This window comes from Flavobacterium sp., from assembly GCF_031411595.1.
Classification (GTDB): Bacteria; Bacteroidota; Bacteroidia; order Flavobacteriales; family Flavobacteriaceae; genus Flavobacterium.
This window is the reverse complement of the sequence record NZ_JANOBI010000049.1, coordinates 22,205-46,842: the sequence shown is the minus strand read 5'-3', so window position 1 is coordinate 46,842 and position 24,638 is coordinate 22,205. Positions and strand designations below refer to the sequence as shown.

Genomic DNA, 24,638 nt, shown 5'->3' with positions numbered 1-24,638 from the left:
TGAGAAGTTTGAAATTGGTGCAACGTATCGTAAGGAAGACAGTTTTGGCGCGATGGTCAATTATGCTATCAATCCCAACTTAAGAATTGGATATGCTTACGACCATGTCATTTCGGATTTGAAAGTCGCTACAACATCATCACATGAAATCATATTGTTATTCGACTTAAACTTCCCGAAAAAAGTATCACAATCACCTAGATATTTCTAAAATCAAAAAGCAAATCAAACATGAAACATTTATATATAGCATTTATTTTAATCGCAAGTACAAGTCTTTTAGCTCAGAATGCAAACACTCAAAAAGCAGATCAATATTTCAATCAATATGAATATGTGAATGCCGCCAATGCTTACCTCAAACTTGTCGAAAACGGTAAAGCGGATGGTTATGTTTACAAACAATTGGCGGACACTTATTTCAATATGTTCAACACCACCGAAGCTGCTAAATGGTATGCCAAAGCGACGATGACAAAACAAGATGCCGAAACGTATTATCGTTATGCACAAATGCTTAAAGCCAACGGAAAATACGAAGAAGCAAACAAGCAAATGCAGCAATTCGCAAACTTAGCGCCGAATGATCAAAGAGCCAAAACATTCAAAGAAAATCCGAATTATATTCCAAAACTTTTTGATGTATCGAAATTGTATGAAGTAAAAGCAGGCACATTCAACACGGACAAATCTGATTTCGGAGCAGTTTTAAACAACAATCAAATCTATTTTACAAGCACTCGAAACAACTCTAGAAAAGATTATGGTTGGAACAAAGAACCATATTTAGATTTATATCAAGCGGATTACAATACTGATGGAACCGTTGTCAATGTTAGAAACATTAGCGAATTAAATTCAAAATACCACGACGGTCCTGCTTCGCTTAGTGCTGACGGGAATACGATTTATTTTGCTAGCGACAGTTTTAGAGAATCTTCTTTTGAAAAAGACAAAAAGAACAACTTAAAATTAGGGAAAAACAATTTATTTATCGCTACAAAATCGCAAGGCAATTGGGGAAAAGCGACTTCTTTACCATTCAACAGCAACGATTTTTCTACGAGTAATCCGAGTTTGAGCAACGATGGAAAAACCTTGTATTTTTCATCGAACATGCCCGGAAGTCTTGGTGGCGTAGATATTTGGAAAGTTTCTGTGAATGCTGACGGCAGTTATGGAAAGCCGGAAAATTTAGGTGCTAAAGTGAATACGGAAGGCAACGAAAGTTTTCCATTCATAGCTGATGACAACACTACTTTATACTTTGCATCAAGCGGGAAACCGGGTTTGGGCGGCATGGATATTTTTCAAGCTGATTTGAATAAGGGAACCGAAGCTAGCAATCTAGGAAAACCAATCAATACGGAAAAAGATGATTTTGCATTTACTTTCAATAAAGCGCAAAACATCGGATTCTTATCGAGCAATCGCAACGGCAATGATGATATTTTTGAAGTGCATGCGATTTGCAATGTCGATGTATTAACCGCTGTAACCAATGCCAAAACCGGAGCAATATTGGCCAAAGCCAGCGTATCGATTCTCGACGATAAGAAAAATGTGATTGCTACAGAAATTGCCAATGACAAAGGCGAAGTGAGTTACAAAGTAGATTGTAATAAATCTTATTCGATATTGGCTTCTAAAGATGGTTTTGAAAGCAACTCGTTCGAAGTCGCCAAAAGCAAAGGCGGTACAACTACAATTGCTGCAGCATTACAACCTATTGACGTGATTGTTACCGAAACAGAAATCGTATTGAAACCAATTTACTTCGAATACAACAAAAGCAACATCACGCAAGAAGGCGCTAATGAATTGGATAAATTGGTACAAGTTTTAAAGAGCAATCAGAAGCTGATTATCTTAGCCAAATCGCATACCGATAACCGTGGAAGCGATGCCTACAATCTGAGTTTATCCGACCGAAGAGCCAAAGCTACTGCGCAGTACGTTATTTCTAAAGGTATTGCCGAATATAGAATTTCAGGCAAAGGTATGGGAGAAACCGAACCGAAAATCGATTGTAAAGAAAACTGCACTGAAGAGGAACATGCGGCCAACAGACGATCGGAATTTTTGATTGTGAAGTAGAATAATATTTATAGAAGAACTAAAAATATTATCTTTCCAAAATTTTGATATTGAGTTAATTGATATAATTTTACTTCCAATAAAATGAACTAACATTATGAGAAATACATTACTACTATTTTCTGTTTTTATTTTTTTTAACAGTTTTGGACAAAATGCTTTATGGAATAAGGTTTCTGAAGAAGCAACAAAATCATCAATTAAAATGGATCGTGCTTCGATGCCATCTAAGTATGAATTGTATTCTTTAAATTTAGATTTACTTAAATCGCGTTTGTTGCAAGCACCTTTAGATTCGAGGGCTACATCTTCTAATGTTATAATTGCTTTTCCAAATCCGAAAGGAGAATTGGAAGATTATAAAATTTATGAAGCTCCTATTATGGAGAAAGGTTTAGCAGATAAATTTCCAAATTTAAAAACATACATAGGAAAAAACATTAAAAATCCTGCAGAAACTATACGATTTAGTATTACTGTTTTTGGTTTACATGTCATGTCATTATCGGGTGAAAACGGAACTTTTTATATTGATACCTATACCAAAAATTTGAGCAATTACATTGTTTATAAAAGACAAGATATTATTGCAACCAAATCTTTTCATTGTGATGTAATCGACTCGTCTTCAGAAGATATTAAATCGATTAGAGGTGCTATTCAAAACAGAGCTAGTGATAGTTTTTTTAGAACCTATCGTTTAGCAATGGCTTGTACTGTTGAATATGCAGCTTTTCATATCACTGCAGCAGGATTAGGGGGCGGAACCATAGCCCAAAAGAAAGCGGCAGTTTTATCGGCTATGATTATTACGATGGCACGTGTTAATGGTGTTTTTGAAAACGATATGTCTTTAAGAATGAAATTAGTAGCCAATAATGATTTGATCATTTTTGTTGATGCTGATAGTTTCGATAATTCGAATTCAAGCACATTGATTAATCAAAGTCAGACTGTAATTGACGCGACTATTGGTTCTTCAAATTATGATGTTGGTCATACCGTGAGTACTGGAGGCGGCGGACTTGCTCAGTTGAACTCTCCCTGCGGAAGTGGTAAAGCAAGAGGAATTACAGGTCAAGGTTCGCCAGTTGGAGATCCTTTTGATATTGATTATGTAGCGCACGAAATGGGTCACCAGTGGGGCGGAAATCATACGCAAAATAATGCGTGTAACCGAAATTCGACAACTGCAATAGAACCAGGAAGTGCTTCAACCATAATGGGTTATGCAGGAATTTGCGCGCCAAATGTTCAAAGCAATTCGGATGCTTATTTTCATACCGTAAGTATTTCTGAAATGATTGCATTTATTGCCGGAACAGGAGGAACATGTGCGGTTGCCACTGCTAACGGTAATGCTGCTCCAATTGCAGATGCAGGAATTGATTATACGATACCCAAAGGAACCGCTTTTATTTTAAAGGGAACTGGTTCTGATTCCAATGGAGATTCTTTAACTTATTGTTGGGAGCAAACAAACAATCAAACCAGTACGCAACCACCCACTCAAACGGCCACAACTGGTCCGAATTTTAGATCTATTTCACCATCAACCTCACCAAACAGATACATGCCAGTCTTGTCTAGTGTAGTTGCAAATGTTTTGAATCCAACTTGGGAAGTTGTGCCAACTGTTGCTCGAACTATGAATTTTGCCTTAACAGTGAGAGATAATAGAACACCAAATGGTGGTCAAACCAATAGAGACGATATGGTGCTTACCGTTGCTAATGTGGGACCTTTTTTAGTGACTAGTCCAAATACTGCTGTATCTTATGTTGGAAATGTGTCGCAAACGATAACATGGGATGCAGCCGGAACTACTGCAAACGGAATTAATTGTGCCAATGTTGATATACTTTTATCGACTAATGGCGGACTGACTTTTCCCATCACTTTATTAGCAGGAACTCCTAATGACGGTAGCCAAGCGGTTACTATTCCGAATGTAGCTGGAACTACCAATCGTATTATGATTGCGGGTAGTAATCATATTTTTTATGATGTATCTAATACTAACTTTACCATTACCGCTGGAACTGCAGATACGACCGCCCCGACACCTCCTACCCTTGTCGCTTCAAACACCACTTCAAGTTCAACCTTGCTGAGTTGGTCTGGAGCGACAGACAACATTGCAGTCGCTAGTTATTCTATTTTTAGAAATGGTACACTTGTCGGGACATCAACTGGAACAACATACACCGCGTCTGGATTAAGTGCAGCAACAATTTATTCCTTTACAGTAAAAGCAAAAGATGCCGATGGAAATCTTTCTATTGATAGCAATTCCGTTAGCGTTACCACACTTTCCGCCGACACAACGCCGCCTTCAGCACCGGTCTTAAGCAATAGTTTGACAGGCATTAATTCTACTTTTCTTTCTTGGCCAACCGCTACAGATAATGTTGGAGTTGTGAGTTATGACGTATACAAAAATGGGGTGTTTTTAGCAAATACGACGCTAACATCTTATTTGGTTAATGGATTATCTGCCGCTACACTTTACACCTTTTATGTAAGAGCAAAAGATGCCGCTGGAAATGTCTCTGCGAACAGCAACGTCGTGAATGTGACAACACAAGTACCTGATGTAACGCCACCGACACCACCAACATTAAGTGCGTCATCTACCACATCTACTTCAACCGTGCTTTCGTGGTCTGGTGCTACAGACAATATTGGTGTTTCTGCTTACGATGTGTATCGCGGTGCTACACTAATCGGTACAACTGCAGCTACAACATTTAATGTGACGGGATTAACACCACTAACTCCGTATTCATTTTCAGTAAAAGCAAAAGACGCATCTGGAAATATTTCCGTTTCAAGTAATGTAGTTTCAATTACAACAGGCGAATTTACTTATTGTACTTCTCTAGGAAATAGTGTCGCCGATGAATTAATCGGAAACGTCACCTTGGGTACAATCAACAATACTTCAACTGGAGGTTCAGGATATACAGATTTTACCAACATCTCTACAAGTTTAGTTGTAGGAACTACAAAGACTATTACTATCACACCAACGTGGACAGGTACAGTTTATCCTGAAGGTTATGCTGTATTTATAGACTACAATCGAGATGGAGATTTTATTGATAGTGGCGAAACAGTTTTCACTAGAGCTGCAACAACTTCAACACCAATTAGTGGCACATTTACAATTCCATTAACGGCGACCATTGGAACAACAAGAATGCGTGTATCCTTAAAATACAATGGTATTCCAACTGCTTGTGAAACTTATTCTTACGGACAAGTAGAAGATTATACTGTAATTTTGAATGCACCGTCAACGAATACGACATTAAATCTTAAATTATTTCTTGAAGATTATTACGACAGCTCCATTCATGCCATGAGACCGGTAAAAGCCAATCAAGGTATCGGAAGCAGTAACACCTACGTTGATGACATTACGGTTGAATTAAGAAATGCAGCAACTCTTGCATTGGTAACAAGTACAACGGCAGCTTTACAAACCGATGGTGTTGCCATTTGCAATTTTCCAATGGCTGCTTCGGGTTCGCTTTATATTGTTGTTAAACATCGAAGTGCCATACAAACATGGAGCGAACCGGTAACTTTTAGTACCGCATCGGTAAACTATGATTTTTCCGATTTAATCTCCAAAGCTTTTGGGTCATCCAATATGAAACAAGTAGAACCTAATATTTGGGCATTTTACAGCGGTGATATTAATCAAGATGAAGTCATTGACAACTCTGATGCAGACAGCTTATTTATTGATATTGAATCTTCAGCATTTGGATATTTAACAACTGATTTAAACGGAGATGGCGCGGTTGATAATTCAGATCTTGACAATTTCTATATCAATATTGAAAACTCCATTTATTCTAATCACCCATAATTTTATTGATATTCACAAAAGATAAATCATTCCCAAGTTGATAATGTTATGTTAATTCTTACTGAATTGTAACCCACAATTTGTTCTCGAATAATAGATAATGCTAAATTTGAGCTCAAATAAAAAACTATGGCGCGATTCAAAGAAAACGATTTGCCAAAATCGAAAATTACGGCTACATCTTTACAAAAAGCAACCCTGATTTTTCAATTCGCAGGAAAGCATCGATGGAAGTTTTATGTAGGTTTGGTTTTTCTTTTAATGACCGGCGCGACAGCTTTAGCATTCCCAAAACTCATGGGGATGCTCATCGATTGTGTCAAAAACAAAGACACGGTTTTGGCCAACAACATCGCACTCGGATTGGTTGTCATTTTATTTTTACAATCTTTTTTCTCGTTTTTTAGGTTATCATTATTCGTCAATTTCACTGAAAATACTTTAGCCAATTTGCGTTTGGCGTTGTATAGCAATTTGGTTAAACTACCCATGTCGTTTTTTTCTCAGAAAAGAGTGGGCGAATTAAACAGCCGCATCAGTTCCGATATTACTCAAATTCAAGATACGCTAACGTCCACAATCGCAGAATTTTTACGTCAGTTTATCTTAATCATTGGTGGCGTTATTTTATTGGCGAGTGAAAGTTTCAAATTGACATTACTTATGCTTTCCGTTGTGCCTTTAGTGGCTGTTGCTGCTGTGATTTTCGGAAGATTCATTCGTCGTTATTCAAAAAAAGTACAAGATCAAGTGGCCGAAAGTCAAGTCATCGTCGAAGAAACCATGCAAGGCATCAGTATCGTCAAGGCTTTTGCTAATGAATGGTACGAAATTGCACGCTACGACGGCAAGATTAAAGACGTCGTAACACTAGCCATCAAAGGCGGGAAATATCGTGGTTACTTCGCTTCGTTCATCATTTTTTGTTTGTTCGGATCAATCGTAGCCGTGGTTTGGTATGGCGTTCAATTGAGTATTAGTGGTGAAATGAGCGTCGGCCAATTGATTTCTTTTGTATTGTATTCGACTTTTGTAGGCGCATCATTTGGTGGCATAGCCGAATTGTATGCTCAAATTCAAAAAGCCATTGGCGCCACAGAACGTGTTTTTGAATTGCTTGAAGAAACGCCCGAAAAAATCAATAGTGAAGCGGCGGCTAATCAAGTAAAGATCAAAGGCAACGTAACTTTCAAAAATGTGGCTTTCAGTTATCCGACGAGAAAAGAAATTAAGGTATTAAAAGACGTAAACTTTACAGCCAACTTTGGGCAAAAAATAGCGATTGTCGGACCAAGTGGCGTAGGCAAATCGACTATAGCTTCACTCCTATTGCGGTTTTATGATATCGAAGGCGGCAGCATTGAAATTGATGGAAAAAATATCTACGACTACAATCTAGAAACTTTACGTGGCAACATGAGTATCGTTCCGCAAGATGTCATTCTTTTCGGTGGCACGATTAAAGAAAATATCGCGTATGGAAAACCTGATGCTACCGATGCTGAAATTTTTATCGCAGCCAAGCAAGCCAACGCTTTCCATTTTATTGAAGGATTTCCAGAAAAAATGGAAACAGTTGTTGGTGAACGCGGCATCAAATTATCTGGTGGACAACGCCAGCGAATTGCTATTGCGCGTGCTTTATTGAAAAATCCAAGTATATTGATTCTCGATGAAGCCACTTCTTCACTCGACAGTGAAAGCGAAAAACTCGTACAAGAAGCTTTAGAAATCCTAATGGAAGGCAGAACCAGTATCATTATCGCACACCGTTTATCAACCATCAGAACGGCCGATCAGATTTTGGTACTCGACGATGGAAAAATTACTGAGCAAGGCACACATCAAGAATTGCTTGCGTTAGAAAACGGCTTGTATAAAAACCTGAGCAACTTGCAGTTTAGTAATTCATAATAAAAACAAATATGAAATCAACGCTACTTTTCTTTCTAATTTTTACAACTGTAGTCACTTCACAAAATAAAAAAGCACTCGAAAAATCGACAACAAAACCTTTCGAATTGGGCGTGATTGAAGCAATACAATCGACCATACTTTCAGAAAAAAGAATCTTGAATATTTATCTGCCCGAAGGTTACCAACAAAACGACACCATACAATATGCTGTGATTTATTTATTGGACGGCGGCGCAGATGAAGATTTCATTCATACGGTCGGATTGGTACAATACAATACTTTTTCATGGATCAACAGAATTCCAAAATCGATTGTGGTTGGTATTGCCAATACCGATCGTCGTCGGGATTTCACTTTTCCAACATCGATTGAAGAAGACAAAAAACGATTTCCAACCACCGGTGGTTCCTCAAAATTTATTGATTTTATCGAGAAAGAATTGCAACCTTTCATCCAAGGAAAATACAAAACCAACCATTCCAAAACCATCATTGGTCAATCATTAGGCGGATTATTAGTAGCCGAAATTTTATTCACCAAACCTACATTGTTTGATAAATACATTATCATCAGCCCGAGTTTGTGGTGGAATGACGGTTCCTTATTAAAACAAAATCCGGAAATACTTCATGAGAATTTCACACAAAAAACAGCAGTTTACATTGGTGTTGGAAAAGAAGGATTAGCACCAACAAAAAATCCTCACGTCATGGAAGTTGAAGCCAATCTATTGTCCGATAAACTCAAACAAACCAAAAGCAAAAACGTAAAAACTTATTTCGATTATATGCCTGAAGAAGATCATGCCACGTCGTCGCATCCAGCGTTATTCAATGCGTTTAGGCTTTTATATCCGGTAAAAAAGAATTAAAAAGTCAACACGGATTTCACAGATTAGCACGGATAAAATCTGTGACAATCCTTGAATTGAATAGAACCTCTGAGCTAAATCTGTGTTCTATTATTTCCCTTTCCTTCTATCACGTTCAGTTTTAATCAGTGTCAATTCACGGCTGGTTTGTCCTGCAACCGATGTGTTTTCTTCCGCTCGTCTGATAAGGTAAGGCATCACATCACGAACCGGTCCAAACGGTAAATATTTTGCCACGTTATAACCATTCGAAGCCAAGTTATAACTGATGTTGTCGCTCATCCCATACAATTGTCCGAACCAAATTCGTGGGTCGTTTTTCTTAATGCTTTTTTCTTGCATAAGTTCCATCAAGCGATAGGAACTTTCTTCATTGTGTGTTCCGGCAAAAATCGCCATCGAATCTAAATGCTCAATCATATAATGCACTGATGCATTGTAGTTGATATCGGTCGCTTCTTTAGAAACACAAATCGGCGATGGATATCCTTTTTCTTCAGCACGCACGTTTTCTTTTTCCATATAAGCACCGCGAACGAGTTTCATTCCGATATAAAAACCTTCAGCTTTCGCTTGATCGTGCAATTTTTGGAGATAATCCAATCGATCCCAACGGTACATTTGCAACGTATTAAACACAATCGCTTTTTCTTTGTTGTATCGGCGCATCATTTCCGTCACCAAATCATCGGCGGCATCTTGCATCCAGCTTTCTTCGGCATCAATCAATAAAGCAACATTCTTTTCGTGAGCAATTTTACAAACTTTATCAAATCGTTCTACAATCCTATCCCATTCTTGTTTTTCACTTGCTGTTAATGTTTCTTTGGCACCGATTTTTTCATACAAATCCAATCGACCAAAACCCGTAGGTTTAAAAACTGCAAACGGAATCGCTTGGCGTTCTTTGGCGAATTCAATAGTTTTCAAAGTCATCTCCAACGCAGCATCAAATTGCGATTCTTCTTCTTTGCCTTCGACCGAATAATCTAAAACCGACGATACACCTTTAGTATACATTTTATCAACGACTGACAAGCAATCATCTTCACTAACACCGCCGCAAAAATGGTCAAAAACTGTGGCGCGAATCAAACCTTCTACCGGTAAATGGGCTTTAATGGCAAAGTTGGTAACCGCAGTTCCGATGCGAACTAACGGTTGGCTATCGATTAATTTGAATAAGAAATAAGCACGGTCTAATTCGGTATCTTTTTTTAAAGAAAAGGCAACTTTAGTATCGTTGAAGATTTTTTCCATGAGGTAGTATTTGATAACAAATATAAAGAGTTTTAAAAAATCAATATTCAAAAAAAAAATACTTTTTTTGCGATATTATTATTTTTTAAGTGTCAAATGAGGTTTTTATTCATAAACATTTAGAAATGAGGAGAAAGCTAACCTAAATTCGTTTACGGTTTCAACCACAATTTTCTATAGGCTTTGTTCTTATCATAATCCTGTGCCTGTTTTTCGATATTGAAATAGCGATTGCCTCGCGGATCATTGCCAACGCCAGCCAAATAAGCCCAATTTCCCCAATTGCTGCATACATCATAATCGATCAATTGCTGCTCAAAATAGGCTGCTCCATAACGCCAATCCAGTTTTAAATCGTTGCATAAGTAACTTGCTACATTTTGCCTGCCGCGATTGCTCATAAAACCGGTTAGTTTTAATTCGATCATATTGGCATCAATAAAATCGACACCTGTCGCGCCATCGATCCAATTTTTGAGCACTTCAATATTGTGCTTATTGACGGCAATGCCTTTATTTTGAATGCCTGCTTTTTGAAAAAATTTTGTATGGTATTTCTTCATCATAAATCTAAAATAATCGCGCCACAACAACTCAAAAACCAACCAATAAGTTGATTCATTTGCTTCGTATTGCGTCTCGTATTTTTTAAGTTCAAAATAAATTTCTCTAGGCGACAAACAACCCAAAGCCAACCAAGCAGAAAATTTTGAAGAATAATCCGCGCCAACCATTCCGTTTCGGGTTTCTTTATAATTGGAAATGGATTGACTTTCAAAAAAATAATGCTGCAATCGTCGTAAAGCTTCTGTTTCTCCACCTTTAAAATGTATTGCCGCTCTTTGATCTATAGGCATTGCAACCAATCCAAGAGTTTCTATAGTAGGCAAATCAATTGTTGGTATTTCCGGCGAAGCTATCGATAAAGGCTTTTCAAAAACGGTTCTGATCACGCTTTCCTTTTCAACCTTTTTTCTAAAATTGGTAAAAACATCCGGAATGTCTTTAATCGAAAAAGGCAAATCTTCAGCATGGTATAAGGTACTCGTGCTAACCGTTTCGAATTCGCAGCGCAATTTGAAAAGTTCTGATTGCACCAATGTTTCGGTTTGTTTTTCTTCCTGCGTCACTTCTCTTTTGGCAAATACTTTATAGGCTTTATATTGTTGTACGATTTTTGGAATTTCGACTTCAGGCTTTCCAATCAACACAATCAATCCGGAGCTTAATACTCTCAATTGTTTGTCTAAATCAGCTACGGATTCTAACAGAAATTGTGCTCTGAATGCACCTGTTTTTTGAAAACCATAAGCCGTTGTTTCAAATTGCGTTTCTTCAAAACAATACACCGGAATAATGACATCGGAATTCGCAATGGCCTTCACGAGCGTTTCGTTGTCATGCAATCGCAAATCAGTTTTAAACCAAACGACGGCTCTTTTCATTAGAAAGTATTTATTTTATTTCCTATTTTACTTTTGTGATTTCGACAAGCATCGCTGCAATACTTAACTTCTTGCCAAACGTGTTCCCACTTTTTACGCCACGAAAATGGTCGATGGCAAACGATGCATAGTTTTGTGGGTAAGTTTTGCTTTCTAACACCTTTCATACTTTATAATCTGATGCAATGGCAACAATTTCACGATTCGGTTTGGCATAACTCAACCGATTCAATTGGAGTGTTTTATGGTAACTATCCAAACCTGAACATGTAATCGTATTGGCTTTTTCGATATCTAAAAAACCATCTTTAGCAAGGCAATTTTCAGGATAATAAATATGGTTGATTTCGCCGATCACCATGACTGTATCATTGATGGTAATGTTGATTTTTTCTTTAAATTGAACTCCGATTTGAATGCTGCTTTCTTGTACAAATGGCGCGAAAAAATCATTTTTATACTCACTTTTCAAACCCGTTACATCGAATTCTGAAATAGAGGAATCATATCTCGCAGCGGTTTGATGCGCTTGTTTGTATATGTTTTCGTTGATGTGATTGATGGTGTAAAAACCCGTCTCTAAAATATTTTTTAAAGTATCGCGCTCGGGTGGACTTGGTCGAAACACCACGGCAATTAAAGGAGGATTGGCTCCAATGTGAAGAATAGAACTGAAAATACCAAGGTTTTCGTTTCCTAAATGATCAACTGTTCCGATTAATGAAACACTTTTAAAACCGCCAAGACTATTCACCAAATGAACACGCTCTTGTTTTTCCATGGCAACAATAACGTCTAAAGAAATATGTTTTTGCATCTATTAATCTGTATTTATGGTTTGAAATGGCTTTTGATTTGAAAAGAAACTATTAGCTTTTTCATCCTGCACAATCCACTTTTTATCACTGTTCAATTTGAAAGTTGCAATGTGTTCTTTATTCCATTCATGTGGTGCAATTAATGACAGAAAATTGATGCCGTCATCGCCAATATACAGATGATAAATTTCACCAATTACAGGCTCAAAGGAGAATTTTGCGTTATACACCAATTCGTTCCACTCGTATTCTTGCATTAAATTCTGGTATTGCATTTTAAGCTCATTGAACTTATTCTCAAACTCTTTATTGACGTTGTGTATGCCGCGGCTTTTCCAAGCAACAACATCATCAATTTTAATGACAGGCGCGCCAACATTCGTTGAATATGGCAATACACTGGCATAAAATCCTTTTTCTTTAGAATATACAACATTGTCCGGTTTCTCTTTTTCCATTTTTTTAATAAATCTGATTATATCACTGTGCTATGTGACGTTTGTAAATTATCGTTTTGAAATTTTATTGTTTGAAATGATACGTTGTAGCTTGCATTTAAACCGATCAATACCGGAAACACGTTTCGCCAAGTGCTTGGTTTTACAGTTTTCAACTCGTTTGCGCCAAAGTTTATAACTACTGAATTTCAATTCTCTTTTCATCAATGCTTTGACATCAGCTTCAGCAAGACCAAATTGAAAACGAATCGCATCAAAAGGGGTTCGATCTTCCCAAGCCATTTCGATAATGCGATCGATGTCAACGTCACTAAAATTTTTATTGGAAGGCATTTTTATTTTGTTTAATCTTTTTAAAAAAATATTGAACAAAGATAAGCGCTATTTATGATTTAAATTGTTAAAATGCGTTTAATTTACTGGCTCGCGTTGAAGCTGATTTTCATGAATTTTATAATTCTACAATCATTAAAAAAATCAACCCTAACTTTTTAATCTGTTCAAATCCGTAAAATCCGCTTCATCCTTATACCATTTCCTAATCAAAATTATTCCATCAAAAAACCAAAAAAATTACCGTATTTTGCGACGATAAATCATACGATTCCTTATGTCTCATATTCAAGCCAATGGCTATCCGATATACTTCAACGAAGCAGGCTACGAAGCCTTAAACCAATTCATTACCGAAACTAAGTATTCTTCCATTTTCGTACTTGTTGACAGTCAGTCGAATGAATATTGTTTGCCTAATTTTTTACCGTATTTAGCCACTGAAATCGCAATAGAAATCGTCGAATTTGATTCCGGTGAAAGTTCCAAAAACATCGAAACCTGCGTGCAAATCTGGAATGTTTTAACCGAATTGGGCGCTGACAGAAAAAGTGTCATCATCAATTTAGGCGGCGGTGTAGTAACTGATTTGGGCGGATTTGTGGCTTCCACTTTCAAACGAGGTATCGATTTTATTCACATTCCAACTACATTACTCGCGATGGTTGACGCATCGGTTGGTGGCAAAAATGGTGTCGATTTAGGAAATCTAAAAAACCAAATCGGCGTGATCAATGTACCTAAAATGGTCATCATTGATTCGAATTATTTAGAAACTTTACCACAAAACGAAATGCGCTCGGGTTTAGCCGAAATGCTCAAACATGGATTGATATTCGATAAAAACTATTGGCAAAAATTCTTAGATTTAAAACAATTGGATTTGGCAGATTTAGATGATTTGATTTTCAGATCAATTGAAATCAAAAACGAAATCGTCATGCAAGATCCCACCGAAAACGGCATCCGAAAAGCGTTGAATTTCGGACACACTTTAGGCCACGCTATCGAAAGTTATTTCCTCGAAAACGAAAATAAGAGAACCTTGCTGCATGGCGAAGCGATTGCTGTCGGCATGATTCTCGAAAGTTATCTTTCATGGCAAAAAAACTGGATTTCTGAAGCTGAATTTCTTCAAATAAAAAACACGATTTCCGGCATTTTTGAAACCGTAATTTTCGATGACAACGACATCAATCCCATCCTCGATTTACTCATTCATGACAAAAAAAATGAATACGGAACCATCCAATTTGCATTGATTGAAGGAATAGGTAAAATAAAAATAAACCAAACCGCTGAAAAAGAACTCATTATAGAAGCATTCAAACATTATAAGGTTTAAATCTAGCTTTGCGCCTTTGCGTCTTTGCGAGACATTAAATTCGCTCGCAAAGACCCAAAGACGCAAAGTTTATAGCAGTAAATAAAACTTAATATTTTTTTAATAAAAACGATTGCATCACAACTATTTATTTTTTTACATTTGCGCTAATGAATATGAACAGTAATACCGCCAATTCGCTTTTTTCCGCAGTTGAAAATCAAAAATTCTTCTTCCACTTTTTGAAGAATGTTTTTACGGTAAATGGTATTTCACCTTTTGATGTTTTTCAATATTCCAATCAATACAACGAAAAACTGCTGATTATTTACGCGAATATTCGGGTTTGAATTATAGATAAAATTGATTTCCTCTTTTTAATCTAAAATAAAACCCAACCAATGAATACAAAATATTTCGATTTAATCAATCAAACTTATTACTTCCCGCAAGAAGAGTTCACACTCAACAAAGACAACCTGCAATTTCACAACATCGATTTGATGAAATTGGTCGAGCAATACGGAACACCATTAAAATTCACCTACTTACCACAAATTTCCAACAACATCAAAAGAGCCAAAAACTGGTTCCGAAATGCAATGGAAAAAAACAAATACGAAGGCAAATATTACTATTGCTATTGCACAAAAAGCTCGCATTTTCAATACATTATGAATGAAGCGTTTAAAAACAACATTCATATAGAAACGTCTTCCGCATTCGACATCAACATCGTTGAGAATCTACTAGAAACCGGAAAAATAAACAAAAGCACGTATATCATTTGCAACGGTTTCAAACGTGATCAGTACATTTCAAACATTGCCCGCTTAATCAATAACGGCCACAAAAATGCCATTCCAATCATCGACAATTACGAAGAACTCGATTTGTTGCAAGCGGAAATCAAAGGAAAATTCAAAATCGGAATCCGAATCGCAGCCGAAGAAGAACCGAAATTTGAGTTTTATACTTCGCGTCTCGGAATCGGTTATAAGAATATCGTAGCGTTCTATAAAAAACAAATTCTGGAAAATGAAAATCTAGAGCTCAAAATGCTGCACTTTTTCATCAATACCGGAATCAACGACAACGCGTATTATTGGAATGAACTCGTGAAATGTATCAAAGTATACATCCAACTCAAAAAAGAATGTCCAACGCTCGACGGACTCAACATCGGCGGTGGTTTTCCAATTAAAAATTCACTGGCTTTCGAATACGATTACCAATACATGATTGACGAAATTATCAATCAAATCAAAATTGCGTGCGAAGAAGCGGAAGTCGATGTTCCCAATATTTTCACTGAATTCGGTTCGTTTACCGTAGGCGAAAGTGGCGGTGCGATCTACCAAATTCTGTATCAAAAACAACAAAACGACCGAGAAAAATGGAACATGATTGATTCGTCTTTCATCACCACTTTACCGGACACCTGGGCCATCAACAAACGTTTCATCATGCTGGCGGTCAACCGCTGGAACGACCAATACGAACGCGTTTTACTCGGCGGAATGACCTGCGACAGTGACGATTATTACAATTCAGAACAAAACATGAATGCCATCTACCTGCCCAAATACAACAAAGAAAAACCATTATACATCGGATTTTTCAACACCGGCGCATACCAAGAAACCATCGGCGGCTACGGCGGATTGCACCACTGCTTGATTCCACAGCCCAAACACATCCTAATCGACCGCGACGAAAACGGCATTTTAGCAACTGAGGTTTTTTCCGAACAACAAACTTCAGAAGAAGTGTTAGATATATTAGGTTATAATAAAAAATAAATTATTTTTGAAGAATAATTCTTAGGAGCTATTTCCTGCTGTGCGCTACAATCTTTTGCGCCGAACAACGGCACAAAAGGATAACCGCTTCCATCAGGGCTAGGGCCTAAGCATTAAAAACAACATCACCATGAGTAAAGGACCTATCAGTCAATTTATCGAGAAACATTATTTGCATTTCAACTCCGCCGCCTTAGTAGACGCAGCAAAAGGCTACGAGCAACAATTAGCCAATGGTGCCAAAATGATGGTGACGCTAGCCGGTGCGATGAGTACGGCTGAAATTGGAAAAATTTTCGCGGAATTTATCCGCAAAGACAAAGTGCAAATCATTTCATGCACAGGAGCCAACCTCGAAGAAGATATCATGAATTTGGTGGCGCATTCTCACTACGAAAGAGTGCCGCATTACCGCGATTTGACACCACAAGAAGAATGGGATTTATTAGAACGTGGACTAAACCGTGTCACCGATACTTGTATTCCGGAGCATGAAGCCTTCCGTCGTTTGCAAAAACACATCTACAAAATCTGGAAAGATGCCGATGACAAAGGAGAACGTTATTTCCCACATGAATTCATGTACAAAATGTTACTTTCAGGTGTGCTGGAAGAATACTACGAAATCGACTTAAAAGACAGCTGGATGTATGCCGCTGCTGAGAAAAACTTACCGATTATCGTCCCGGGTTGGGAAGATAGCACGATGGGAAACATCTTCGCATCGTACGTAATCAAAGGCGATTTGAAAGCCTCGACAATGAAATCAGGAATTGAATACATGGTTTTCCTTTCTGACTGGTATCCAAAAAACAGTAAAAATGGCGTTGGGTTTTTCCAAATTGGCGGTGGTATTGCAGGCGATTTCCCAATCTGTGTCGTGCCAATGTTGTACCAAGATATGGAAATGCATGACGTGCCATTCTGGAGTTATTTCTGCCAGATTTCCGATTCAACCACTAGCTACGGTTCGTATTCTGGAGCCGTTCCCAACGAAAAAATTACTTGGGGAAAACTTGACATAAAAACCCCTAAATTTATAATCGAATCTGATGCTACAATTGTAGCACCATTAATTTTTGCTTACCTACTTGATTTATAACTTACCTACTTGATTTATAATAAACTATGAGAAGAATTATTGTTGATTACTCTAAACTGACGAATGAAATTCTCACCTTATTGGTGGAAAGGTTTCCTGACGGCTATGATGACTCCAACATCATCCGTTTTAGAAATGCGCACAACGAATTGATTGAAGCTGTTGAAGTACGAACCGAAGACACCATTTATTTGGTGAAAGTAAGTACCAAACTCGCGAGTCGACTCGAAAAATTTGACGAAGAAGACGATATAGACGATATCGTAGAACCAATCGATGTAATCAAAGGTCTCGACGACGACGACGACGCTCACGCCAGCGAAGATGAAGAAGAAGAAGAAGTGGATATCACCAAAGACCCAGGAGGTTCAGATGATGGTGATGACACAGACGACGATGACGATGATGATGTGGAAGACGTTGCTGACGACGACGAAGACGACGAAGAATAAATATACAAGGAACTTTCGGGTTCCTTTTTTTATACCAAAAACATGCTAGCTTCCTTTCCTCCTTTCGCAGATACTCAAACAAAAATCCTAATTCTGGGAACCATGCCTGGTGCGATGTCATTGCTAAAGCAGGAATATTACGCACACAAACAAAACCAGTTTTGGAAGATTATGTTTACCGTTTTTGCTGACGGAAAAGTTCCTGATAATTTTGCGGAAAGAGTGGCATTATTAAAGCAAAACCAAATCGGACTTTGGGATGTGTTAGCCAATTGCGAACGCAAAGGAAGTCTCGACATTCATATTAAAAACCACACAGAGAATGACATTCCGGCTTTGCTTGAGCAATTTCCAAAAATTAAAAAGATCCTTTTTAATGGAAAAGAAAGCCACCGTTATTTTATAAAGAAATTCGGGAATATTGAAGGTATTGAATTTCACGTAATGCCTTCTACAAGTCCGGCGCATACAATAAAGTTTGAAGAAAAATTTGGTGCTTGGCGAGAAGCTTTATACGAATAAATTACGAAAGATAACGTTCTTCAAAAACCCGTTGATGATGGTTCTGATGCCCAATAATCACAAATCCTAAAGCACGCACCGACATCGGATTATTCGAAGCGATTCCAACTTGCATCAGATTTTCATCAGAAAAACTTTTAAATAAAGACAAAGTCGCTTGTCGAACTACGGCCAATTCTGTCAACAAATCTTGGATGCTTCTGTTGTTGGCATGTGCTACATCAACATAAATATTTTCATCAAAACTCGCCAATGGTGTTGCATCTTTTCTGGCGAACCGCAAAGCGCGATAAGCGAAAATTCTTTCGGCATCAATCAGATGTAGCAGAATATCTTTAATCGTCCATTTGCCTTCTGCGTATCGGTAGTCGAATTTATCCAAAGGAATGTTTTGCACGAATTTAATGAGTCTATGCACTGAAATTTCTAATTCTTCTATCAAGCTGTATTCGTCAGAAACTGCATTGATGTATGGTGCGTAAAAAGAAGCGTATTCGGTATTTTGTAATTGATTTAATTTCATAAAAATAAATATTAAGCAGAATTCCTACTCGCGTTAGTATTCCCAAACAGCGATCGTGTTACAATTTTTTGATACATTTCAATCAACTTCACATCGGGGTTTTTCTCTTGCTGCAATTGATTGATTCTCGACAAAGCATACTGTTGAATCGTCAACAACGGTTTTACAATATTCTCACGCATCGCAATCGACGCTTTTCCGTCGGGATAATTTTCCATCAATTCTTGGTGTCCAGCAATTTTAAGCAATAAGCGCTTGGTTTCCAAAAATTCATCATAAATAATTTGCCAGAAATCACCAAACTGCGGATCATCTTTCATATAAGCTGTTAACGGAAAGAACGATTTGGCAAGCGACATCATGCTGTTTTCGAGCAACGTTTTGAAGAACAAAGAACTGTTATACAAATCTTGAATTTTCTCCCATTGGTTGGTTTCTTCGAAATGTTTTAAAGCTGTTCCTACACCAAAAAAACCGGGAACATTTTGCTTCAATTGACTCCATGAACCCACGAATGGAATCGCTCGTAATTCTGAAAAATCCAAAGTATCTGAATTTTTCCTTTTCGACGGACGGCTGCCAATATTGGTTTTCGCATAATAATTCAACGTACTCATTTGCTCGAGATACGGAATAAATTTAGGGTGGTTTTTGAAATCTGAATATTTGGTATAACCCACTGTTGCAAGTTCATCAAGCAAACCTTTTTGTGGTTCTGTCAACGTTGTTTGTGTTTCAGCAAAAACCTGATTCGTCGCTCCGGCACTCAATAAATTTTCAAGATTGTAACGACACGAATCCAATGTTCCAAAATTAGAACTAATCGTTTGCCCTTGCACAGTTACTTGAATCTGTTGATTTTCAATCGATGAACCTAATGAAGCATAAAACTTATGCGTTTTTCCACCACCACGCGCAGGTGGACCACCACGTCCATCGAAGAAAATAACTTTTATACCGTATTTTCTTGAAATCGATGTGATGTTTTCTTTGGCTTTATAGATGCTCCAATTCGCCATCAAATAACCACCGTCTTTGGTTCCGTCAGAAAACCCCAACATAACGGTTTGTTGATTGCCGCGACGCTCGAGGTGTTTTTTATATATTGTATTAGAATACAATTGCTCCATAATTTGTGGCGCATTTTGCAAATCATCAATGACTTCAAACAGCGGAATAACATCAACTGTTGGATATTCCCAATCACATTGTCGCAATAAGGCAAAAGCTTGTAAAACCTGTAAAGCACTGTCGCAATTGCTGATGATATAACGATTGCAAGCCAATTCTCCATTTTTTTGTTGAATGGTTTTCATCGCATAAATTGATTCGATTGTAGATTGTGTCATCTCATGAGAAAAATCTTTTGGATTTAATTTTCCTTGGAGTGCAGCCAAATCATCTAATTTTTCCGCGATTGATTTCGATTCAAAATCTGAAGAAAACGGAGCAATGTGAGCAAAAACAATGTCGTGAATTTTACTGTTCTGACGGATATCAAGCGACGCAAAATAGAATCCAAACAACGTTATTTTATTGATCAACGCATTCAATTCATCGAGATATAATGATTGGTGTTGGTGGATGACAATCGTTTTGATTTCTTTTAGCTTGCTTTTGAATTCTTCCAGTGTGATGTAAATGTCGCCTTGTGAATAAAAAACAGAGCGGTAAATTTTCAATTCCAATTCCGCAATTAGCTTATCGACTTGATAAAAGGTAAGCTTGCGTTTTAAGTTTCGCAAGTCTTTATAATAACTTTTCAAAATAGAAGTTCGCAAACGGTCCGCAACTTGGAGTGTAATTTCTGTGGTCACGAACGGATTTCCGTCGCGATCTCCACCGGGCCAAAACCCCAAATTGAAGATTGGATTTTGAATATCACCACCGTCAAAAACATGTTTTTGAATGTAAGACAACATCGCACCACTGGTTTCGTAAAACACATTTTCGAGATACCAAACCAAACTTACGGCTTCATCAAAAGGCGATGGTTTATGCTTTTTGATAAAAGGCGTTTTCCCCAATTGCGACAACAACTGCTTGATTTTTACCAAATCATCTTCACGAATCGCATTCGTCAAATCGGTAATAATTCCGAGTACAGAACCCGGATAAAATTGCGTTGGATGTGCTGTCAAAACCGTTCTTACATTAAAGTTTTTGAGGAACTCACGAAACACTTCAGTTTTGCCATTGGATTCCGCCGTTTCTTTAATATCACGCAAAGAACCTTTTCCTTCAAGGTTATTGACGACCGGAAAAGCAGCGTCTTCAATGGCATCGAAGAGCACGATTTGGCGTTCAATGAATTGAATAAACCGAAACAGTAAATCGATTCTGTCCCATTCCGGAGCATCGTCTAAATATTTTTTATTGAAGAAATCAACAATCTGAATGGGCGTTTCCTGCTTTTTAAATCCTTTCTCACACACTTCAGAAAACAGCGGTAACAATACGCCGGTATTATCAATAGAATCAAAAGGTAAAGTCAAGAAAACACTGTTGTAAACATGATACTTAGACAATACATTCTGATTGAAACGTTCTATTTTGGTCAGTGTGTACATGATTGAAACGGAATAGGCGAATTAAAATATTTAACACAGATTTGACTAATTAACACGGATTCAATCTGTGAAATCCGTGTTTAAAACAAAAAACCCCAAGCGCTAACTTGAGGTTCTATACTATAGTACGTTCAAGCTGCTTACATATTTTTAAAAATAGTATGCATCAAACGTTTCTTATCATTAATACTTTCTTCGAGAGAAATCATCGTTTCGGTTCTGTAAACGCCTTCGATGTCATCAATCATAAAAATAACTTCCTTTGCATGCTTGGTATCTTTAGCTCTGATTTTACAAAAAATGTTGAATTTCCCTGTCGTAACAGACGCAACCGTGATGTATGGAATTTCGTTGATACGCTCTAAAACAAATTTAGTTTGAGAAGTGTTGTTTAAAAATACACCAATATAAGCGATGAAAGAATAGCCCAATTTATCATAATCAAGCACTAAGGATGAACCCATGATAATGCCCGCGTCTTCCATTTTCTTTACTCTCACGTGAACTGTTCCGGCTGAGATTAATAATTTTTTGGCAATATCCGTGAAAGGAATTCTGGTATTGTCGATCAACATGTCTAAAATTTGGTGATCTACTTCATCTAATCGAAACTTACTCATAAAAATATTGGTTAGTTGTTTTGTTCTGCTCTAAAATTAAAAAGAAGTATTGAATTTTTCGCTATAGATTTTAAAAATTATTAACTATTAATTCGTCCGTTAACAATTTTTGTAATTTTATCCAAACAAAAATTAGCTTTTGCATCTAATTTCGGAATATTATCGCTTTCATCGGAGTAAACAGCGCCTTTGGCATCAAATTCAAAATGACCAAATGCATCTTCGAGATTTCCTATTTGAGCGAAATATCCATTAAAACAAAGCCGATTATCAATCAACTCTTCTTTATAATGAACTGCGAAATTCGTATTTTTTTCGATACCATCATAATTTATGTTGACATTTTTATAAACAATATCAAAAAAAACAGCTTTATTTTGAGGAATATTCAAGTAATTGTCAGTTTTGTTGTCAACTACAACGTTTTCGTAAATATGTTGCAATCCAGAAATTAATGCTATGAAAATAAATTTTCTAGTTACTTCACGCTCATAATCGTTTTGAAAATGTCCGGCTTCAAATAATATTGTCGGAACATTCAGCGACTGAAAAGTATCGCCGACGCAATTCAAATTAAACGCATCATCAAACCGACCGACTTGATTCGGGATATATTGTTGCAATGCATCATTCATCGCCACAATAACCCCAATGGCTTTTTCTCGGACTGCATTAATCTCACGTGCAACATTGAAAGCCGGTGCCAAAAAAGAAACTGTCGCTGGTTTGTTAGTGTTTCCAACTGCATAAATAGTCCGTTGATCGTGAAGATTGAAACAATAATGCGGTTCGAATTTGTCAAAGCAAGCTCGAAGAATTTTACTTTCAGGCTGCGATAAATCTTGCGCATCACGATTCAAATCAATGCCATTGGCGTTTTCTCTTGTGTATGCTTTCGCACCGTCAGGATTCAACATTGGTAGCATCATAAAAGTAAAGTGTGACAACCATTGCGTTGCAGTATCAGAATCGCTGTGCAGAAAATTCAAGAAATCGAAAACTGCTTTCGTCGTCGTACTTTCATTGCCATGCATTTGCGACCACATTAAAACACGAGTGCTTCCGTGCCCAATGGTGTATGCATAAATCGATTGATGCAACACCGATTGTCCGACGATTTTCAAATGATGGTCAGTATTCCATTGACTTAATAAAGGTTCAATGGATTCTAATGTGATGTATCGGCCAGATAAACTGGGAACTTTATTTGTTTGGGCTATTGATTCGAAATTCATAGACTAAAAATTATATTAAAATGAATTGGAATTAAAATCAAAACCATGCTCGGGAATTTTACCTTTAACTCCGGCAAAATGAGGCATAATGGCTTTCATATCTTTTTGAAAATCAGTGGTTGGATAAAACGGCTCACCAAAATTGACTTCTTTTTTCCCAAAATCAAACGCCACTGGAATAATCGGAACTTCAGCTTTAATCGCAATATAATAAAACCCAGTTTTCAATTCCGTGACTTTTTTTCTGGTTCCTTCGGGCGATATGCCCATTCTGAATACTTCTTTTTGCTTGAAAATTTCGGCAATCGCATCGACTTTGTTCAAGCCACCCGAGCGATCTAATGGTGTACCGCCAATCCAACGGAAATACCATCCGAAAGGAAATCGGAATAGTTCTTTTTTAGCTACAAAATTCATTTCCAAACCAATGATGCCTCTTGTAAAAAGCCCCAAATAGAAATCGTGCCAACTGGTATGTGGCATCACCATGAGGATACATTTCTTGATTTCGGGATTGATTGTGCCGATAATTTTCCATCCCATCAATCGACAGAAAATAAATCGGTAAATGCTTTGTTTCATATAGTAGAATTTATTCTTTATAGGTCTATATGAGAATCGCTTATTTTTAAAGGTTTTTGCAAAAGCAAATTTCTGGTTTACTGCGATTTCATGCTAAACTATTTCTGTAAAATTAACATTAATCTCTTATTTTTGATGAAAATAATTTCAAATGCTGCGAAGAGTACTTAGTTTTCTTATTCCGATTCGTGTTTACCAAAAAAAATCGATGGTTAGCAAGTCGATTGAAATTAATTGGAATAATGGTCAACTCGTGCTCGATTCTCAAAATACCAATTATTCTTATGGTAGTTTGCAACGCGTTTTGAGATTGGGTTTGAAAAAAATTGGTTTTGAAAAAATAAAATCAATGAATAACCTTCTAATACTAGGTGTTGCCGGTGGAAGCGTGATTAAAACATTGGTGGATGAAATTCATTATAAAGGCAAAATAACCGGTGTTGAAATTGATCCGGAAGTCATTCAAATTGCCAACGAATATTTTTATCTCGACAAAATTCCAAACCTCAACATTATTATCGATGATGCTTTCGAGTTTGTATTGAAAACCAAAGCAACCTACGATTTAATAATCATTGATGTCTTTCAAGACACACAGATGCCTAATTTTTTGTTCGAAAAATTCTTCATCAATCGCATTGGTGCTTTATTGAATGAGCAAGGTTATATTTTATTCAACACCATGACGCTCGATGAAAAACACAATCAGCGCAATAAAGAATACCTTTCGGAGTTCAATACTTTACCTTATACTGTTTTTACGATACCGCGAATTGAAAACCATAACGAATTGATTGTGATTCAAAAAAGCTTTAATAAAAAATAA

General features: G+C 37.1%; 23 protein-coding genes. 12 read left to right on the top strand and 11 right to left on the bottom strand.

Going from position 1 to position 24,638, the window contains the following annotated elements; translation table 11 throughout:
- From RMO03_RS11860 to RMO03_RS11840, 5 genes are all read left to right on the top strand, one after another.
- Nucleotides 1-211: type IX secretion system membrane protein PorP/SprF (locus tag RMO03_RS11860; RefSeq protein WP_309642273.1), on the top strand; the 211-nt coding region annotated here is incomplete at its 5' end.
- Between the two features lie 20 nt (nt 212-231).
- Nucleotides 232-2,097, top strand: coding sequence for an OmpA family protein (locus RMO03_RS11855; RefSeq protein WP_309642317.1), 1,866 nt, complete (start codon nt 232-234; stop codon nt 2,095-2,097).
- A 97-nt stretch (nt 2,098-2,194) separates the two neighbouring features.
- The gene (locus RMO03_RS11850; RefSeq protein ID WP_309642316.1) at nt 2,195-5,977 is read left to right on the top strand and encodes a reprolysin-like metallopeptidase; all 3,783 of its coding nucleotides are present in this window, start codon (nt 2,195-2,197) and stop codon (nt 5,975-5,977) included.
- A gap of 129 nt (nt 5,978-6,106) precedes the next feature.
- Nucleotides 6,107-7,891 carry an ABC transporter transmembrane domain-containing protein gene (locus RMO03_RS11845; RefSeq protein ID WP_309642315.1) on the top strand — a complete coding sequence of 595 codons (1,785 nt, stop codon included), beginning with the start codon at nt 6,107-6,109 and terminating at the stop codon, nt 7,889-7,891.
- An 11-nt stretch (nt 7,892-7,902) separates the two neighbouring features.
- A complete protein-coding gene (locus RMO03_RS11840) occupies nt 7,903-8,766 on the top strand; it encodes an alpha/beta hydrolase-fold protein (protein WP_309642314.1) in 864 nt (287 codons plus the stop codon).
- A 90-nt stretch (nt 8,767-8,856) separates the two neighbouring features.
- Here RMO03_RS11840 and RMO03_RS11835 read toward each other — a convergent pair whose 3' ends face one another.
- The 6 genes from RMO03_RS11835 to RMO03_RS11810 form a co-directional block, all read right to left on the bottom strand.
- Nucleotides 8,857-10,026, bottom strand: a complete 1,170-nt coding sequence (locus RMO03_RS11835; protein ID WP_309642313.1) for a proline dehydrogenase family protein — start codon at nt 10,024-10,026, stop codon at nt 8,857-8,859.
- Between the two features lie 152 nt (nt 10,027-10,178).
- The gene (locus RMO03_RS11830; protein ID WP_309642312.1) at nt 10,179-11,471 is read right to left on the bottom strand and encodes a DASH family cryptochrome; all 1,293 of its coding nucleotides are present in this window, start codon (nt 11,469-11,471) and stop codon (nt 10,179-10,181) included.
- Entirely contained in the window at nt 11,471-11,638 is a 168-nt protein-coding gene (locus RMO03_RS11825) for a DUF2256 domain-containing protein (RefSeq protein ID WP_309642311.1), read from the bottom strand. Before RMO03_RS11825 ends, RMO03_RS11830 begins: the two co-directional genes overlap by 1 nt.
- A complete protein-coding gene (locus RMO03_RS11820; protein WP_309642310.1) occupies nt 11,635-12,288 on the bottom strand; it encodes a flavin reductase in 654 nt (217 codons plus the stop codon). The genes RMO03_RS11825 and RMO03_RS11820 overlap by 4 nt, the downstream gene beginning before the upstream one ends.
- Nucleotides 12,289-12,291: 3 nt before the next feature.
- Nucleotides 12,292-12,747: a DUF2452 domain-containing protein gene (locus tag RMO03_RS11815; protein ID WP_309642309.1), complete on the bottom strand. Its 456-nt coding sequence runs from the start codon at nt 12,745-12,747 to the stop codon at nt 12,292-12,294.
- Between the two features lie 48 nt (nt 12,748-12,795).
- Nucleotides 12,796-13,080 (bottom strand): TIGR03643 family protein, encoded by a 285-nt coding sequence (locus RMO03_RS11810; RefSeq protein WP_309642308.1) that lies wholly within the window; start codon nt 13,078-13,080, stop codon nt 12,796-12,798.
- A 277-nt stretch (nt 13,081-13,357) separates the two neighbouring features.
- Here RMO03_RS11810 and aroB point away from each other — a divergent pair, with 277 nt between their 5' ends.
- The 6 genes from aroB to RMO03_RS11780 all read left to right on the top strand — a co-directional run bounded on the left by aroB (nt 13,358) and on the right by RMO03_RS11780 (nt 18,282).
- Nucleotides 13,358-14,425, top strand: coding sequence for a 3-dehydroquinate synthase (gene aroB / locus RMO03_RS11805; RefSeq protein ID WP_309642307.1), 1,068 nt, complete (start codon nt 13,358-13,360; stop codon nt 14,423-14,425).
- A gap of 155 nt (nt 14,426-14,580) precedes the next feature.
- Nucleotides 14,581-14,754, top strand: a complete 174-nt coding sequence (locus tag RMO03_RS11800) for a hypothetical protein (RefSeq protein WP_309642306.1) — start codon at nt 14,581-14,583, stop codon at nt 14,752-14,754.
- A gap of 51 nt (nt 14,755-14,805) precedes the next feature.
- The gene (locus tag RMO03_RS11795; protein WP_309642305.1) at nt 14,806-16,206 is read left to right on the top strand and encodes an arginine decarboxylase; all 1,401 of its coding nucleotides are present in this window, start codon (nt 14,806-14,808) and stop codon (nt 16,204-16,206) included.
- 130 nt (nt 16,207-16,336) lie between these two features.
- On the top strand, nt 16,337-17,308 hold the full coding sequence (locus tag RMO03_RS11790; protein WP_309642304.1) for a deoxyhypusine synthase family protein: 972 nt from the start codon (nt 16,337-16,339) through the stop codon (nt 17,306-17,308).
- A 26-nt stretch (nt 17,309-17,334) separates the two neighbouring features.
- A complete protein-coding gene (locus RMO03_RS11785; RefSeq protein ID WP_309642303.1) occupies nt 17,335-17,760 on the top strand; it encodes a DNA primase in 426 nt (141 codons plus the stop codon).
- A gap of 42 nt (nt 17,761-17,802) precedes the next feature.
- Complete coding sequence (locus tag RMO03_RS11780) at nt 17,803-18,282, top strand: DNA-deoxyinosine glycosylase (protein WP_309642302.1); 480 nt, start codon at nt 17,803-17,805, stop codon at nt 18,280-18,282.
- 1 nt (nt 18,283) lies between these two features.
- On the opposite strand, the gene RMO03_RS11775 is transcribed toward RMO03_RS11780, so the two are convergent.
- The 5 genes from RMO03_RS11775 to RMO03_RS11755 form a co-directional block, all read right to left on the bottom strand.
- The gene (locus RMO03_RS11775; protein ID WP_309642301.1) at nt 18,284-18,805 is read right to left on the bottom strand and encodes a DinB family protein; all 522 of its coding nucleotides are present in this window, start codon (nt 18,803-18,805) and stop codon (nt 18,284-18,286) included.
- 11 nt (nt 18,806-18,816) lie between these two features.
- Nucleotides 18,817-21,375, bottom strand: coding sequence for a phosphoenolpyruvate carboxylase (locus RMO03_RS11770; RefSeq protein ID WP_309642300.1), 2,559 nt, complete (start codon nt 21,373-21,375; stop codon nt 18,817-18,819).
- A 140-nt stretch (nt 21,376-21,515) separates the two neighbouring features.
- Nucleotides 21,516-21,995, bottom strand: coding sequence for an Lrp/AsnC family transcriptional regulator (locus RMO03_RS11765; protein ID WP_166337030.1), 480 nt, complete (start codon nt 21,993-21,995; stop codon nt 21,516-21,518).
- 80 nt (nt 21,996-22,075) lie between these two features.
- Nucleotides 22,076-23,230, bottom strand: a complete 1,155-nt coding sequence (locus RMO03_RS11760) for a M14 family metallopeptidase (protein WP_309642299.1) — start codon at nt 23,228-23,230, stop codon at nt 22,076-22,078.
- Between the two features lie 15 nt (nt 23,231-23,245).
- Complete coding sequence (locus tag RMO03_RS11755; protein WP_309642298.1) at nt 23,246-23,812, bottom strand: 1-acyl-sn-glycerol-3-phosphate acyltransferase; 567 nt, start codon at nt 23,810-23,812, stop codon at nt 23,246-23,248.
- A gap of 151 nt (nt 23,813-23,963) precedes the next feature.
- On the opposite strand from RMO03_RS11755, the gene RMO03_RS11750 reads away from it, so the two are divergent.
- Complete coding sequence (locus RMO03_RS11750) at nt 23,964-24,638, top strand: fused MFS/spermidine synthase (RefSeq protein WP_309642297.1); 675 nt, start codon at nt 23,964-23,966, stop codon at nt 24,636-24,638.

What these genes read in the sequence shown, in the direction of transcription:
- RMO03_RS11855 (WP_309642317.1), top strand. Translation starts at nt 232, where the DNA reads ATGAAACATTTATATATAGCATTTATTTTAATCGCAAGTACAAGTCTT.
- RMO03_RS11850 (WP_309642316.1), top strand. Translation starts at nt 2,195, where the DNA reads ATGAGAAATACATTACTACTATTTTCTGTTTTTATTTTTTTTAACAGT.
- RMO03_RS11845 (WP_309642315.1), top strand. Translation starts at nt 6,107, where the DNA reads ATGGCGCGATTCAAAGAAAACGATTTGCCAAAATCGAAAATTACGGCT.
- RMO03_RS11840 (WP_309642314.1), top strand. Translation starts at nt 7,903, where the DNA reads ATGAAATCAACGCTACTTTTCTTTCTAATTTTTACAACTGTAGTCACT.
- RMO03_RS11835 (WP_309642313.1), bottom strand. Translation starts at nt 10,026, where the DNA reads ATGGAAAAAATCTTCAACGATACTAAAGTTGCCTTTTCTTTAAAAAAA.
- RMO03_RS11830 (WP_309642312.1), bottom strand. Translation starts at nt 11,471, where the DNA reads ATGAAAAGAGCCGTCGTTTGGTTTAAAACTGATTTGCGATTGCATGAC.
- RMO03_RS11825 (WP_309642311.1), bottom strand. Translation starts at nt 11,638, where the DNA reads ATGAAAGGTGTTAGAAAGCAAAACTTACCCACAAAACTATGCATCGTT.
- RMO03_RS11820 (WP_309642310.1), bottom strand. Translation starts at nt 12,288, where the DNA reads ATGCAAAAACATATTTCTTTAGACGTTATTGTTGCCATGGAAAAACAA.
- RMO03_RS11815 (WP_309642309.1), bottom strand. Translation starts at nt 12,747, where the DNA reads ATGGAAAAAGAGAAACCGGACAATGTTGTATATTCTAAAGAAAAAGGA.
- RMO03_RS11810 (WP_309642308.1), bottom strand. Translation starts at nt 13,080, where the DNA reads ATGCCTTCCAATAAAAATTTTAGTGACGTTGACATCGATCGCATTATC.
- aroB (WP_309642307.1), top strand. Translation starts at nt 13,358, where the DNA reads ATGTCTCATATTCAAGCCAATGGCTATCCGATATACTTCAACGAAGCA.
- RMO03_RS11800 (WP_309642306.1), top strand. Translation starts at nt 14,581, where the DNA reads ATGAACAGTAATACCGCCAATTCGCTTTTTTCCGCAGTTGAAAATCAA.
- RMO03_RS11795 (WP_309642305.1), top strand. Translation starts at nt 14,806, where the DNA reads ATGAATACAAAATATTTCGATTTAATCAATCAAACTTATTACTTCCCG.
- RMO03_RS11790 (WP_309642304.1), top strand. Translation starts at nt 16,337, where the DNA reads ATGAGTAAAGGACCTATCAGTCAATTTATCGAGAAACATTATTTGCAT.
- RMO03_RS11785 (WP_309642303.1), top strand. Translation starts at nt 17,335, where the DNA reads ATGAGAAGAATTATTGTTGATTACTCTAAACTGACGAATGAAATTCTC.
- RMO03_RS11780 (WP_309642302.1), top strand. Translation starts at nt 17,803, where the DNA reads ATGCTAGCTTCCTTTCCTCCTTTCGCAGATACTCAAACAAAAATCCTA.
- RMO03_RS11775 (WP_309642301.1), bottom strand. Translation starts at nt 18,805, where the DNA reads ATGAAATTAAATCAATTACAAAATACCGAATACGCTTCTTTTTACGCA.
- RMO03_RS11770 (WP_309642300.1), bottom strand. Translation starts at nt 21,375, where the DNA reads ATGTACACACTGACCAAAATAGAACGTTTCAATCAGAATGTATTGTCT.
- RMO03_RS11765 (WP_166337030.1), bottom strand. Translation starts at nt 21,995, where the DNA reads ATGAGTAAGTTTCGATTAGATGAAGTAGATCACCAAATTTTAGACATG.
- RMO03_RS11760 (WP_309642299.1), bottom strand. Translation starts at nt 23,230, where the DNA reads ATGAATTTCGAATCAATAGCCCAAACAAATAAAGTTCCCAGTTTATCT.
- RMO03_RS11755 (WP_309642298.1), bottom strand. Translation starts at nt 23,812, where the DNA reads ATGAAACAAAGCATTTACCGATTTATTTTCTGTCGATTGATGGGATGG.
- RMO03_RS11750 (WP_309642297.1), top strand. Translation starts at nt 23,964, where the DNA reads ATGCTGCGAAGAGTACTTAGTTTTCTTATTCCGATTCGTGTTTACCAA.